Annotated in this window: 14 protein-coding genes; 8 read left to right on the forward strand and 6 right to left on the reverse strand. The window is 71.5% G+C overall.

The window, feature by feature from the left end; genetic code table 11:
• The first annotated feature begins 163 nt into the window (after positions 1 to 163).
• On the forward strand, positions 164 to 1,063 hold the full coding sequence (locus ACERZO_RS09765) for an SDR family NAD(P)-dependent oxidoreductase (RefSeq protein WP_372664204.1): 900 nt from the start codon (positions 164 to 166) through the stop codon (positions 1,061 to 1,063).
• Here ACERZO_RS09765 and ACERZO_RS09770 read toward each other — a convergent pair.
• Positions 1,060 to 2,916, reverse strand: coding sequence for an AMP-dependent synthetase/ligase (locus ACERZO_RS09770; protein ID WP_372664205.1), 1,857 nt, complete (start codon positions 2,914 to 2,916; stop codon positions 1,060 to 1,062). The genes ACERZO_RS09765 and ACERZO_RS09770 overlap by 4 nt on opposite strands.
• 193 nt (positions 2,917 to 3,109) lie before the next feature.
• Between ACERZO_RS09770 and ACERZO_RS09775 the strand changes: the two genes are divergently transcribed.
• The 5 genes from ACERZO_RS09775 (at position 3,110) to ACERZO_RS09795 (ending at position 8,239) form a co-directional block, all read left to right on the forward strand.
• Positions 3,110 to 3,766, forward strand: coding sequence for a transcriptional regulator (locus ACERZO_RS09775; RefSeq protein ID WP_372664206.1), 657 nt, complete (start codon positions 3,110 to 3,112; stop codon positions 3,764 to 3,766).
• 598 nt (positions 3,767 to 4,364) lie between these two features.
• Complete coding sequence (locus tag ACERZO_RS09780) at positions 4,365 to 6,875, forward strand: sensor histidine kinase (RefSeq protein WP_372664207.1); 2,511 nt, start codon at positions 4,365 to 4,367, stop codon at positions 6,873 to 6,875.
• A complete protein-coding gene (locus ACERZO_RS09785; protein ID WP_372664208.1) occupies positions 6,875 to 7,288 on the forward strand; it encodes a roadblock/LC7 domain-containing protein in 414 nt (137 codons plus the stop codon). The genes ACERZO_RS09780 and ACERZO_RS09785 overlap by 1 nt, the downstream gene beginning before the upstream one ends.
• The gene (locus ACERZO_RS09790) at positions 7,285 to 7,656 is read left to right on the forward strand and encodes a DUF742 domain-containing protein (protein WP_072476759.1); all 372 of its coding nucleotides are present in this window, start codon (positions 7,285 to 7,287) and stop codon (positions 7,654 to 7,656) included. Before ACERZO_RS09785 ends, ACERZO_RS09790 begins: the two co-directional genes overlap by 4 nt.
• Positions 7,637 to 8,239 (forward strand): GTP-binding protein, encoded by a 603-nt coding sequence (locus ACERZO_RS09795; protein ID WP_086674902.1) that lies wholly within the window; start codon positions 7,637 to 7,639, stop codon positions 8,237 to 8,239. Before ACERZO_RS09790 ends, ACERZO_RS09795 begins: the two co-directional genes overlap by 20 nt.
• A 19-nt stretch (positions 8,240 to 8,258) precedes the next feature.
• Here ACERZO_RS09795 and ACERZO_RS09800 read toward each other — a convergent pair whose 3' ends face one another.
• Positions 8,259 to 8,696 (reverse strand): DoxX family protein, encoded by a 438-nt coding sequence (locus ACERZO_RS09800; protein WP_372664209.1) that lies wholly within the window; start codon positions 8,694 to 8,696, stop codon positions 8,259 to 8,261.
• Between the two features lie 135 nt (positions 8,697 to 8,831).
• Between ACERZO_RS09800 and ACERZO_RS09805 the strand changes: the two genes are divergently transcribed.
• On the forward strand, positions 8,832 to 9,569 hold the full coding sequence (locus ACERZO_RS09805; protein ID WP_372664210.1) for an aspartate racemase/maleate isomerase family protein: 738 nt from the start codon (positions 8,832 to 8,834) through the stop codon (positions 9,567 to 9,569).
• Positions 9,570 to 9,583: 14 nt separating this feature from the next.
• Complete coding sequence (locus tag ACERZO_RS09810; RefSeq protein ID WP_372664211.1) at positions 9,584 to 10,051, forward strand: NUDIX domain-containing protein; 468 nt, start codon at positions 9,584 to 9,586, stop codon at positions 10,049 to 10,051.
• Here ACERZO_RS09810 and ACERZO_RS09815 read toward each other — a convergent pair.
• From ACERZO_RS09815 to ACERZO_RS09830, 4 genes are all read right to left on the reverse strand, one after another.
• A complete protein-coding gene (locus ACERZO_RS09815; protein ID WP_372664212.1) occupies positions 10,037 to 10,684 on the reverse strand; it encodes an HAD family hydrolase in 648 nt (215 codons plus the stop codon). The two genes, ACERZO_RS09810 and ACERZO_RS09815, sit on opposite strands and share 15 nt — an antisense overlap.
• A 56-nt stretch (positions 10,685 to 10,740) precedes the next feature.
• Positions 10,741 to 11,532 (reverse strand): alpha/beta fold hydrolase, encoded by a 792-nt coding sequence (locus ACERZO_RS09820; protein ID WP_372664213.1) that lies wholly within the window; start codon positions 11,530 to 11,532, stop codon positions 10,741 to 10,743.
• Positions 11,529 to 12,173: a DUF998 domain-containing protein gene (locus ACERZO_RS09825; RefSeq protein WP_372664214.1), complete on the reverse strand. Its 645-nt coding sequence runs from the start codon at positions 12,171 to 12,173 to the stop codon at positions 11,529 to 11,531. Before ACERZO_RS09825 ends, ACERZO_RS09820 begins: the two co-directional genes overlap by 4 nt.
• Positions 12,174 to 12,268: 95 nt before the next feature.
• Entirely contained in the window at positions 12,269 to 13,387 is a 1,119-nt protein-coding gene (locus tag ACERZO_RS09830; RefSeq protein WP_372664215.1) for a metallophosphoesterase, read from the reverse strand.
• Positions 13,388 to 13,403: the final 16 nt, after the last annotated feature.

Genomic DNA, 13,403 nt, shown 5'->3' on the forward strand with positions numbered 1-13,403 from the left:
TACCTCCGGGCTGATCGAACCGGATTCGCTCGGCGCAGGGCGGCGGCCGCTCGTCGTGGCGACGATGTCCCACTGGACCGAATGGGCCAAGACTGGACAGCAGAGCCGGCCGGGGTGGACGGACCGCGCCAATGGCGGCGCACCGCAGAGCGGGGAGACGACGATGGACGGGTTGATGCAGGGCAAGGCGGTCGTGGTGACCGGCGCCGGCCGTGGCCTGGGCGAGGCGTTCGCGGTGCACGTCGCGCGGGCGGGCGGGTCGGTGGTCGTCAACGACATCGACGTCGAGCTGGCCGAGCGCACGGCGGAGAACATCCGCGCCCACGGCGGCCGCGCCGTGGCCAGCGGGCACAGCGTGGCCGAGGCCGGGGAGGCGCAGGAGATCGTCGACCTCTGCGTCAAGGAGTTCGGCGGGATCGACGGGCTGGTGAACAACGCCGGCCTGAACTACGAGGCGCTGCCCTGGGAGGACGACGCCGAGCAGGCGCGCGAGCTCGTCCAGGTCAACGTCATGGGCGTGGTGAACACCGGCCTGGCCGCGATCAAGGCGATGGTCGACGCCGGCACCGGCGGCTCGATCGTCAACATCTCTTCGGGCGCGTCGCTCGGGCAGCGCAAGCTCGGCGTGTACGCGGCGAGCAAGGGCGCGGTGGCGTCGTTGACCTACTCGTGGGCGCTCGACCTCGAAGAGCAGGGCATCCGCGTCAACGCCGTCTGCCCGCTCGCGCACACGCGGATGGTGTGGAAGTCCGAACGCTCGCTGCGCGCGTGCCCGCCGGACCGCACGCCGGCCCGGATCGCGCCGGTCGTGCTGTTCCTGCTCGGCGAGGGTTCGCACGGCATCACCGGCCAGATGATCCGGTGCAACGGCCCGCAGCTGCACGTCATGGGCCAGCCGTTCCTCAAGCAGCCGATCCTCGAGCGCCCGGTGTGGGACACCGAGACGGTGCAGAAGGCGTTCGACGAGGTCTTCTCCGCCCACCTGGAGAACTACGGCCTGGAAAAGCGCGTGCCGCCGCGGCTGCGCAAGTGGACGGAGACGACCTCGCCTCGGACTGCCTAGCTGCCCGCGGCCGGTTCGGGGTCGCGGGTCGCCGCGTACAGCGCCTCGATGTCGGCCGAGTAGCGGTCGTTGATGACCCGGCGCTTGAGCTTGAGCGTCGGGGTCAGCTCGCCGGACTCGGGCGTCCACGCCTTCGGGAGCACGTGGTAGCGCTTGATCTGCTCGATCCGGGCCAGCCTGCTGTTCGCCGACTCGACCGCGCGTTCCAGCTCGGCCCGCACGGCCGGGTGGTCGGCGAGCTCCTCCGGCGCCGCCTCGACGCCGTTCGCCGCGGCCCAGCCGGGGGCGATCTCGTCGTCGAGCACGATCAGCGCCGTCACGTACGGCCGGTCGTCGCCGATCGCGACCGCCTGGCCGATCAGCGGGTGCTCCTTGAGCAGGCCCTCGACCCGGGTCGGCGCGATGTTCTTGCCGCTCGAAGTGATGATCAGTTCCTTCTTGCGGTCGGTGATCGTCACGAAGCCGTCTTCGTCGACCGTGCCGATGTCGCCGGTGGCGTACCAGCCGTCGGCGTCGGTGGCGTCCTGGATCGTCCCGTCCTCCTGGAGGTAGCCGAGGAAGACGATCGGGCCGCGCACCAGCAGCTCGCCGTCTTCGGCGACCTTCACCTCGACGTCGGCGAGGGGCTTGCCGACGGTCCCGGCCCGGAAGTCCGAGCCGGAGTTCGACGTCGCCGCGCCGGTCGTCTCGGACAGGCCCCAGACCTCGCAGATCTCGACGCCGAGGCCGGCCAGGAAGTAGATGATCTCCACCGGGAGGGCGGCCGCGCCGCTGGAGGCGACCAGCACCTTGTCCAGCCCGAGCAGAGCGCGGATCGGGGCGAGCGCGGTCTCGTCGGTCTGCCGGATCTTCTCGGCCAGCTCCTCGGGCACCGGCTGCCCGGCGCTGCGCAGCTTGTAGCCCTGCTGCAGCAGCTCGTTCGCCTGCAGGAGCGCGGTCCGCCGGTCCTCGGGCACCCCGCCGAGCATGTTCTTCAGCCCGGCGACCATCTTCTCCCACACGCGCGGGACGCCGAAGAAGCTCTCCGGGTGCACCTGGCCGAGCGCGCCGACGACGCCGGCCGGGTCGGCGAGCGTGTGCACGTGCCCGGCCCAGACGATCGGCAGGTAGATCGACAGCTCCCGCTCGGCGATGTGCGCGAGCGGGAGGTACGCGATGTTCGACGCGTGCATCGGCGGGTGGTGCAGCTCGGTCACCGCGTACGCCTGGTGGATCGCGTTGCGGTGCGACAGCACGACGCCCTTGGGGTCGCCGGTCGTGCCGGAGGTGTAGATCATCGACAGCGGGTCGTCCGGCTTGATCTCCTGCCAGGACCGCTCGAACGCGTCGGGGTCCGCGGCAAGCGCTTCCCGGCCCTGTTCGCGCACGGAGGCGAAGGAGTGGAAGCGCTCGTCGCCGTCCGGGATCGCCGACTCGTCCATGACGACGATGTGGCGCAGGGCCGGGAGGTCGTCGAGCACCTGCCGCCAGCGCGCCAGCTCGTTCTCCCCGCCGAGCACGACGACCGGCGCGGCGCTGTGCCGCGCGACGTACCGGATCTGGTCCGGGCTGAGCGTGGCGTAGGCGGTGCACGGGATCGCGGACAGGTGCGTCGCGGCGAGGTCGGCGATGATGTGGTCCGGGCAGCCGGGCGCCATGATCAGCATCCGGTCGCCGGCGGCGAGCCCCAGCCCGGCGAGGCCGCGCGAGACCTCCGCGATCGCGGTGCGGAACTCCAGCCAGCTGAGCGTCGGCTTGCCTTCGATGTCGAGCGAGGTGATCGCCGGCAGGTCCGGGTAGTCGACCGCGTTGCGGTGCAGCAGCCGCGGGATGGTCAGGCCTTCGGTCTGCTCGGCGACGGACGGGGTGGTCAACGCTGGCCTCCTCGGTGCTGAAGATGGCCCACACTGTATTGGCTCCCCGCCGAGGTGGATAGAGAATCGCGGCCACGTCAAACGCCCCCTTTACCCGGCCCGTCCCGGTCAGGTCCCCACGACCGTCCACAGTGCACACGGGCGGTGGCGCGCGAACTCCGGTTCAATGGAGGAGGACTTCTAGGGGGAAGCGATGACGCGGTCGGCCCGCAAACTGCTCGAAGAGATCCAGTCGGAGCTCGCGCCGCGCGACGGCGACAACCGGCTCGTCCCGCTGATCACCGCCGGCCGCGCGCCGCGCACGGTGTTCGCGGCACTCGCCGCGGAGGAGAAGCGGATCACGCTGTCGGACTGGCGCAGCTTCCACGCGCTCGCCGCCCGCGCCGACGAACCGAACGCCCGCACGTTCTTCGGCGGCCTCGCGCCGGGGGAGCAGCAGGCGAACGCGATGCTCGACGCGTTGATCGCGGCGGCTGGTCCGGACCACGGGAAGGAACGGCCGCGCGCGGGCTGCCAGGCCTACCCGGCGTACGTCGCGTGGCTCGCGCTGAACGGTGAGTCGGCCGCGACCGCGGCGGGGATCTTCGCGAACTTCGCTGCCTTCGGCCGCTACTGCGCGGATGTCGCCGCGGGCATGCGCCGCCACTACGGCTTCCGCGACGACGCTTGCGCGTTCTTCGACTTCTTCGCTGCGGACGTTCCGGAAATCGAAGAACAAGCGCTCGCCGCGATCCAGGCCGGGATCGACGCGCACCGGCTCGACGAACGCGAAGCGCACCTCTGCGCCCGGCTCTTCCAGAGCTACGAACTGCAGTTCTGGAACACCCTCGCGGACGAGTTCCCGGGCTGACGGCCACGGAACCGGTTCCGGGCTCTTCGCGGGCGCCACGCGCAGTGGCCGAACCATTGCGCGTGCGGAATGGCGGGAATTTCGGGTCGCCGTCCGGGGAATCCGCGGCGATGGTGTCGGATGCCGCGCAATTCCGCTTTGCGGAGACCGTGAACCCCGGACGAAGGGGCCGGCTCCGGTCTTCGTGGCGTGCCCGTGACCTTTCTCACCGAACCGTCCGGCCGTTCCGTACGTAGCGGAACCCGCCGGGACCGTTGGGTCGATCGCACCACCGAAGAGCCTGCACCCAAGGGGCGGAACGGAAGTCGGCCTGGGACGAACGTCACGACTTTAGGTGGTGGACTTTCCAAGCGCAGGCAGCAAGTGTGGACGGGTCACCGTTCCAAGATCACGTTCTCGCCACGGACTTGACGCGCCCTGAGCGGCTGCATACCGTCGTCGCGGGCGAAGCAGACCACGGTGATGTTGATCCGGCTGGTCGGAATCCGGGTGTTGACCGCCTCGGGCGACCCGAAACCATGTACTGCCGGAAGGAAAACGGACCCAGGTGAAGCAGATTTCTCTTCGACGCAACCGGGGATCCTCGATTCGGAAGCGCGTGCTCACGATCGCGCTGATCCCCAGTGTGGCCCTGCTGCTCGTCGGCGTGGCCCTCGCTGGCTACCTCATCTACGACGCGGTCAGCGCGCGCGACTACACGACCAAGATCCGGAACTCGGAAGCCCCGGCGATCCCGTTCTTCGCCGCGCTCCAGCAGGAGCGCCAGGCGACGCTGAGCCTCCTGGCCGGCCAGGGCAACCAGCGCGCCGTGCTCGCGGCCATCCGCCCGAAGGTCGACGCGACCGCCGCGAAGGAGATCGAGAACCTCCGCGACAACTTCGCCGACTACGACGGCACGCCGCCGAGCGTCCAGAAGAACATCGCCACGTTCTTCGGGCTGTTCCAGCAGCTGCCGCAGACCCGCCAGGCGGTCGACGGCGGCCAGATCCAGATGCTGCAGGCGTTCACCTACTACAACAAGATCATCGACCAGTTCACCGACGGTGTCGCCGGGCTGGCGCAGAACGCCCGCGGGGCGCAGAACGCGTTCGACCGGCTGACCGCCATCCCGCTGTTCACCGCGGCGGACCAGATGCAGCGCAGTGACGCGCTCGCCGCGGCCGGGCTGGCCGCCGGCGGCCTCGGCAACGACGAGTTCCGCACCTACGTCGGCCAGGTCGGTGCCTACCACGCGCAGCTCGACGCGTCGGCGCCGAAGATGATCCCCGAGGTCAAGGCGAAGTACGACCAGCTGCTGGCCAGCCAGCCGTGGCAGACGGTCACCCAGGTCGAAACCGCTTTCCTGCGCGGTGACCTGTCGAAGCTGCCGGTCGCGCAGGACCAGTGGCGCACTGCCGCCCGCCAGGTCGGCGACGCCCTGATGGGCATCTTCGTGGCGCAGAGCTCGAACGCGAGCGCGGCCGCCATCGACGACGCCGACTCGACGTTCACCGAGTCGCTGATCGCCGGTGTGATCGCGGTCCTGTTCGCGGTCTTCGTGGTGTTCGTCGCCGTCCGGCTGTCGAACCGGCTCATCGGCCGGCTGCACCGGCTGCGCGAGGACACCCTCGACGCGGCCGAGGTCCGGCTGCCCGAGCTGGTCGCCCGGGTCCAGGCGGGCGAGCCCGTCGACCTCGAAGAGGGCGGGCACTTCCTCGACCACGGCACCGACGAGATCGGCCAGGTCGCCGACGCGTTCAACAAGGCGCAGCAGACCGCCATCGCGGCCGCCATCGACGAGGCGAAGATCAAGGAGGGCACCAAGACGGTGTTCCTCAACATCGCCCACCGCAGCCAGGTCATCGTGCACCGCCAGCTCAAGGTGCTCGACCAGGCCGAGCGCAAGCAGGAGGACCCGGAGCAGCTGGATACCCTGTTCCAGCTCGACCACCTCTCCACCCGCGCCCGCCGCAACGCCGAAAACCTGATCATCCTCGGCGGCGGGCAGCCGGGCCGGCAGTGGCGCAACCCGGTCGGGCTGGCCGAGCTGGTCCGCGGCGCGTCCGCCGAGACCGAGGACTTCGCCCGGGTGAAGACGGCCGCGCTGCCGCAGATCGCCATCCGCGGCCCGGTCGTCGGCGACCTCGTGCACCTGCTCGCCGAGCTGATCGACAACGCGACGTCGTTCTCGCCGCCGCAGTCGCGCGTCGAGGTGCGCGGCAACGTGGTCGGCAAGGGCGTCGTGATCGAGGTCGAGGACCAGGGCCTCGGGCTCGAGCCGGACCAGACCGAAGAGATCAACTCGATGCTGGCCAACCCGCCGGACTTCGGGATCATGGCGCTGTCCGACGAGCCGCGCCTGGGCCTGTTCGTGGTCGCGCGGCTGGCCGCCCGCCACGGCATCCAGGTGCACCTGCGCGAGTCGGCCTACGGCGGCACCCGGGCCATCGTGCTGGTGCGCACCGACCTGCTGGCCCCGCTGGCGGAGTCCGAGCCGGAGCAGCCGATCACCCCGCCGAAGCCGGAGCTCGTGCCGAACCCGGTCGAGCCGGAGCAGGCGAACGACGAGGTCGCGCCGCTGCGCCGGCCGGTCCGCCGCCCGGCCCGCCACCGTACCGAGCTGCCGGTGCCGCCGGCCCCGGTGACCCAGCCCGAGCCGGTCGCGCCCGTCGCGCCGCCGGCCCCGGCGCAGCCGCCGTCGGCGCCGACGCCGGTCCCGGTCGGGTCCGTGCCGGCGTCCGAGCCGGTCAGCCAGCCGACGCAGGCACAGCCGGCGGTCGCCCCGGTGCGCCCGGCCGCGCCGCCCGCCCGGACGTCGCGCCCGGCCCGCCCGGCCGCGCAGCAGCCGGTGTGGCCGCCGTCGGAGCCGCGGCCCGCGGTGCCCGAAGGCCGGCCCTCGCAGCCGCGCCGCCCGGAGGCCCCCGGCCGCCCGCCGCTGCCGCAACGGCGACGCCAGCAGAGCCTCGTGCCCCAGTTGCGGGAAGATAGGCCCGCACAGGAACGCGAAGAGGTCAGGCTGGACTCGCCGGAAGCCGCCCGCAGCAGGCTGTCCGCCTTCCAGCAGGGCACCCGCCGGGCCCGTGACGAAGAACCGGCTGAGAACGACGACAGGTACGGAGAGCGCGACTAATGGCCAACGTCAGTGAGCTCGACTGGCTGCTGGACGACCTCGTCAAGCGGGTCGCCGGGGCGGACCGCGCGGTGGTCCTGTCCTCGGACGGCCTGCTCATCGGGCGGTCGGGCAACCTGTCCGAGGAGGACGCCGAGCACCTTTCGGCGGTCGCCTCGGCGTTCCAGAGCCTCGCCCGCGGAACCGGCCGGCACTTCGGCGGCGGCAACGTCCGGCAGACGATGGTCGAGATGGACCACGCGTTCCTGTTCGTGACGGCGGCCGGCCGGGGCGCTTGCCTCGCGCTCCTGGCTCGCGAAGACGCGGACATGGGCCTCGTCGCGTACGAGATGAACCTGATGGTGAAGCGGGTCGGCCAGGTGCTCACTTCGGCTCCGCGGACCGGTGCCGGCGTCCTGCCCACGTCGCCATGAGCGGACGGCACGAAGCCTGGTTCGACGACGAGGCCGGCCCGCTGGTCCGGTCCTACGCGGTCACGGGCGGCCGCACGCGGTCGGACACGCTCGGGCTCGACCTCATCACGCTCGTCGTCGCGCTGCGGACGGCGCACGAAGCGGGCATGCTCGAACCGGAGTACGCGCGGATCATCGCCCTGTGCCAGCGGCCGGTCTCGGTGGCGGAGGTCGCCGCTCGCGTCGACCTGCCGCTGCCGGTGGTCAAGGTGATGCTCAGCGACCTCATCGAGCAGAACCTGGTGCTGTTCCGTACCGCGGCACCGGTCCAGGAAACCCCCAACCGACACGTATTGCAGGCGGTCCTTGATGGCATCCGGAAACTCTGACCCCCGGCGGAACCTGACCGCGACCGCGGTCAAGGTACTCATCGCCGGCGGGTTCGGGGTCGGCAAGACCACGATGGTCGGCTCGGTGAGCGAAGTGCCGCCGCTGCGCACCGAAGAGGTCATCACGACCGCGTCCGAGGGGGTCGACGACCTCTCGGGGATCGAGCAGAAGACCACCACGACGGTCGCGCTCGACTTCGGCCGCATCACGATCAACCCGGACCTGATCCTGTACCTCTTCGGCACGCCGGGGCAGGACCGGTTCTGGTTCATGTGGGACGAGCTGGCGGAGGGCGCGCTCGGCGCCGTCGTGCTGGCCGACACCCGCCGGCTGGACAGCTGCTTCGCGGCGGTCGACTTCTTCGAGCGCCGCAACCTGCCGTTCGTCGTCGGCGTGAACTGCTTCGACGGCGCGTACCGCTACGGCACCGAGGAGGTCCGGCAGGCGCTCGACGTCGGCATGGACGTCCCGCTGCTGCTGTGCGACGCGCGTGAGCGGGAGTCGACGAAGCAGGTCCTGACCAGCCTGATGGAACACGTGATGGCGCGGTCCGATCTCGCGGCCGCCCAGGGCGGCTACTGATCGGACCGCGCCGGGTGCCTCAGCGCTTGCGCAGGTTGTCGAGCGCGAGGCGGCCCGGGCCGATCGCGGCGAACAGCAGGAAGATCCACGAGTAGACCGCGGCGGGCTCGCCCATGTTCTGCAGCGGCAGCAGGCCCATCGGGGCGTGCACGGTGAAGTAGGCGTAGGCCATGACGCCCGACAGCAGGATCGCGGCGGGCCTGCTGGCGAGCCCGACGAGCAGCAGGACCGCGCCCACGAGCTCGAGCAGGCTGCCCCACCAGCCGGGGAACGAGCCGAACGGGACGCCGCCGCCCTGGCCGTCGATGCCGCCGAAGAAGCCGAATCCCTGCAGGCCGTGGAAGCCGAAGAGGAACGAGATCACGATCCGGCTCGCGCCGACGACGATGCCGGTGACCGGGGTGGTCTTGGTGGCGGCGGTGCGGGACTGGGTCTCGCGGGCGGTGGTGGTGGTCATTGCGGGTTCCTTCCCTGGGTTCTTCCTTGCCTTCTGCCTACGCGTCGAGTGGCTTCTCCCCGGATCGACAACCCCGCGGAAAAATCTTGAACGAGTTTCCGGGGCCCGGCCGGGGTACTCGTCAGGGTGATCCGGTTGGCCCTGCTCTATCCCACGCGGGACGCCGCCGAGGACGACTTCATCGACCTCGCCGCGCGCTGTGACCCGCCGGCCGAGGTGGTCCCCGTCCACTTCCCCTGGCCGGAAGGCGTCGGGGACCTGTCCGCGCTCGACACCGAGCAGACCTACGCGGCGGTCCGGGAGCTGGGCTCGGACGCCCACCTCGAACGAGTCATCCCCGCGCTCGACGGCTTCGACGCGGCGATCTTCGCCGTCACCAGCGCCAGTTTCCTGCACGGCGAGCACGGCGTCGGCCACCAGCTCCGCACCCTGCGGCGGCTGACCGGGCTGCCGGTCGTCAGCACGACTTCGGCGTTCCAGGACGCCGTCAAGCGGCTCGGGCTGACCAGGGTGGCACTGGCCTCGGTCTACCACCCCTCGGCCAGTGAGCACTTCGCCCGGCGCCTCGCCGAGGCCGGCGCGACCACCGTCGCCCGCGTCGACGCCGACGCGCCCTCCGACCGCGAGCTCGCCGGGTGGACCGGTGACCGGATCGAAGCGCTGGTCCGGTCCTGCCGGCACGACGCGGCCCAGGCCGTGGTCCTGCCCGAGACCGCCCTGCACACCGCCACGATCGCCGACCGGCTCGACGCCGCCGCCGGCTGCCCGGTCCTCACCGCGACCCAGGTCAGCGTCCGGGCCGCCTACGACGTCCTGGCTCATCGGCCCCGCGCGACGAATGCCGGTGTCCTGTTCGGCCCGGCGACCGGATGAGGTTCACTGTGGCGATGGCGGGCAAACGCAGTGCCGGGCTCCTGCTCCACCGCGGGCGGGGCGAAGACGTCGAAGTGCTGCTCGGGCACATGGGCGGGCCGTTCTGGGCGAAGAAGGACGCGGCGGCCTGGTCGCTGCCCAAGGGCGAGCTGGACCCGGACGAGCCGCCGGAGAAGGCGGCGCGGCGCGAGTTCGAGGAGGAGCTGGGCCTGCCGGCGCCCGCGGGTGAGTACGTCCCGCTGGGCGAGGTCAAGCAGTCGGGCGGCAAGGTCGTCACGGCGTGGGCGGTCGAGGCCGACCTCGACCCGGCGTCGGTGGTGCCCGGGACGTTCACCATGGAGTGGCCGCCGCGCTCGGGCCGTCAGCAGGAGTTCCCCGAGGTGGACCGGGTGGCGTGGTTCTCGCTCGAGGCCGCGCGCGAGAAGCTGGTCAAGGGCCAGCTGCCGTTCCTGGACCGGCTGCTCGAGCTAGTGGGTCAGTAGGGCCTCGAGCGGCTTGGCGGTGAACGACGGCAGCACGACGTCCGCCTGCCCGAAATCGAGGCTTTCGGTGATGGCGTTCGGCACGGCGACGCAGGTCAGCCCGGCGGCCTTGGCGGAGGTGACGCCGTGGGGCGTGTCCTCGAAGGCGATGGTCTCGTGCGGTGCCGCTCGAAGGGCGTCCAGCGCGGCCAGGTAGAGGTCCGGGTCGGGCTTGGCTTTGTGGCGGTCCCCGGTGAGGACGGCGTCGAAGTAGGGCGCGATCCCGAGCCGCTCGAGGTGCGGGTTCACCCAGGCCCCGGACGAGCTGGAGGCGACGGCCAGCTTGAGGCCTCGCTGCTTCGCGGTCTCCAGGTAGGTCAGGACGCCTTCGCGCGGGCCGAGCTCGTCGAGGAGTTCGAAGACGCGCGCTTTCGACTTCGGGCGCAGCGCCTCGGGATCGATGCCGGGGACGTGCTCGGCGAGCAGGGCGAACATGGCGGGCGTGGTGTGCTGGGTGCCGATGACCGCGTACCAGGCATCCATGGGCAGCTCGACGCCGTGGTCGAGGAAGAGCTCCCGCCACGACTGCAGCACGGCGGACTCGGTGTCGGCGAGGGTCCCGTCGAAGTCGAAGACCAGAGCGCGGGTGGGCACGCCTGCACCCTGCCCGCCCGGTGATCGTTCGGGCAAGGGAGTTGTGACGAGGGCGGCTAGCCCAGGTAGAACTCCTTCAGCACCGGGGCCAGGGCCGCGGCTTTCACGATGTGCGTCTGGCCCGGCAGCGTCCGGTACTCCGCCGACGGCAGCACCCTCGCCAGCGATGCCACGCCGTGGCGCATCCACTCCGGGCTCTTGCCGCCGTCCGTCACCAGGGTCGGGACCTTCACCTCCGGCCACGCCGCCGGCAACGGCTCGCCGGCCTGGTGGTCCACGACCAGCGCCGTGTCGTACGGGAGCGTGTGGGCCACGCGCTTGAGCTTCGCCCAGAACGGCATGATCCGCATCAGCGCCACCGTCACCCGGCCCAAGCCCACGCCCTCGGTCATGAACATCGTGACCGCCTTGCCGGGCTTGCCCTCGGCGAGCGCGGCGTCGAGGCGGGCCGGGTAGCCGGCCGGGACGCGGGGGCGCGTGTCGTCCACGACGAACGGGGGTTCGTACAACGCCAGCTTCGTCACCGGGAGGCTTCGGGCCGCTTCGAGTGCCAGCGCCACGCCCGACGAGATGCCGAACAGGAACACCTCGCCGCCCGCTTCCTTGACCAGCGCGGCGATGTCCTCGACCTCACGCTCGACCGCGTACGGCCCCGTGTCGCCGCTCTCGCCGCGGCCGCGCCGGTCGTAGGTGAACACCGTGAAGTGCGCGGCCAGCTCCTTCGCCAGCGCGTCGTTCGGGGACGAGCCGCGGTAGCACATCGCGCCGTCGACCAGGACGAGCGCGGGGCCGGACCCGGCGCGGGTGTAGGCGATCTTCGTGCCGTCGGCGGAAACCGTAGTGCTCATCGGGATTCTCCTCGCGACAGCAGGTGGGCGGACGTGGTGGCGAGCCAGGCGAAAGCGATCGCGACGGCCGCCCAGAAGCCGAGGGTGACGACCGGGCTCGTCGATCCGGACGCTACGCCCGCGAAGCCCGCGAGGAACAGCAACCCGCTGAGCCGGGAGTACCACGCCCGGGTGGGCGTGAGGTGCGAGCCGATCGCGAAGCAGGCCGCGACCAGGGCGAGGAAGCCGACGCCGCCGGCGGCGAAGTGCAGGATGCCGTGCCAGCTGACCGTCGACGGCGGTCCGGCGGGCGTGCCGGCCGGGAAGCCGTCCTGCGGGTCGGCGCCGAACACGCCGGCGCACAGCAGGCTGACGCCGTAGACGGTCAGCAGTCTCGGCCCCCATCTGCCCGGCAGGACGCGCCGGATCCCGGCCGCCGCCGCGATCGTGAGCAGGCCGGTGACCAGGAAGTTCATGATCTGGACGAAGCCGAGCGACCCGTTGGACAGGACGCTCGCGGGGTGTCGCGTGAAGTCGAAGCCGGCGCGGGTCAGGCCCTGGAGGACGCCGGTGGCGATGAAGACGGGTCCGGCGAGGATGCCGCCGGTCAGCAGCGTGCGGGTGGTCGGGAAGGTGCTGGTGGGAAGCGTCGTGGTGGTCATGGCGGACAGCGTGCCATCCGACTGTTGAAACTGTCAAGACAAAAAAATTTGTCGGTCGCGAAGTTGTCAGTCACCGAGGGGCCCTCGAGAGGAAGTCAGGCGGAGCGCAGCGTGAGGAGCGTGATCTCGCTGGGCGCGAAGATCCGGAACGGCGGCCCCCAGAACCCGGTGCCCCGGCTGTTGTACAGCTGGGTCGGCCCGTGCCGGGTCAGCCCGGACAGCGTCGGCTGGTCGAGCCGCACCAGGAGGTGGAACGGCCAGATCTGGCCGCCGTGCGTGTGCCCCGAGATCTGCAGCGCGACGCCGGCTTCGCGCGCCTGCTTGACCTGCTTCGGCTGGTGCGCCAGCAGGACCACCGGGACGTCGGCCGGGGCGTCCGCCAGGGCCGCGGCCAGGTCGGGACCGTGGCCGGGCAGGCCGGACGCCGAACCGGTCGGGTCGTCGATGCCGGCGAACACGATGCGGTCGCCGTCGCGCTCCAGGAGCGTCGAGCGGTTGTGCAGGGTGTCCCAGCCGAGCCCTTCCATGTGGTCGATCCAGGCCTGGGCCTCGCCGAAGTACTCGTGGTTGCCGGTGATGTAGAACCGGCCGAGCGCGGCCTGGACGCCGCCGAGCGGGTCGACCTGCTTGCGCCGTTCGGAGACCGCGCCGTCGGCCAGGTCGCCCGCGTGGCAGACGACGTCCGCGTCCAGCGCGTTGACCGCCGCGACGACCTGCTCCGACCACTTCGTCCGGTCGATCGGCCCGTAGTGGGTGTCGGTCAGCACGGCGACGCGCAGGCCGTCGAGGCCGGGGCCGAGCCGCGGGATGACGACGTCGGTCGCCTTCACCGGCGGCACCCGCATCGCGACGCGGTTGCCGTGCACGAGCAGGCCGGCCGCCACCACGAACGTCGCGCCCGCGACGATCCGCGAGCGCAGCGGATCGTCGACGCCGAGCAGCCCGGCGCGCAGCACCAGGCTCAGGACCGACCAGCTGAACAGCACCCAGATCACGGCCAGCAGCGAGTCGCCGAGGCGCGCGGCGCCGTCCTGGTGCCGCGCGTGCCCGCGGAACATCGCGACCGGCATCGTCACCAGGCCCAGCGCGAACACCGCGGTGCCGGCGACCGTGGCCGCCGTGCCCCAGTCCGGCGCGAGGACGAGCGTCCACCAGGGCACGGTGAACAGCAGGATCAGCGCCAGGATCGGCACGACGACGAATTGGCCTCTCATCGATTCAGGTTACAGC

It is taken from the genome of Amycolatopsis kentuckyensis (genome assembly GCF_041679295.1).
In the GTDB taxonomy this organism is placed as follows: domain Bacteria; phylum Actinomycetota; class Actinomycetes; order Mycobacteriales; family Pseudonocardiaceae; genus Amycolatopsis; species Amycolatopsis kentuckyensis_A.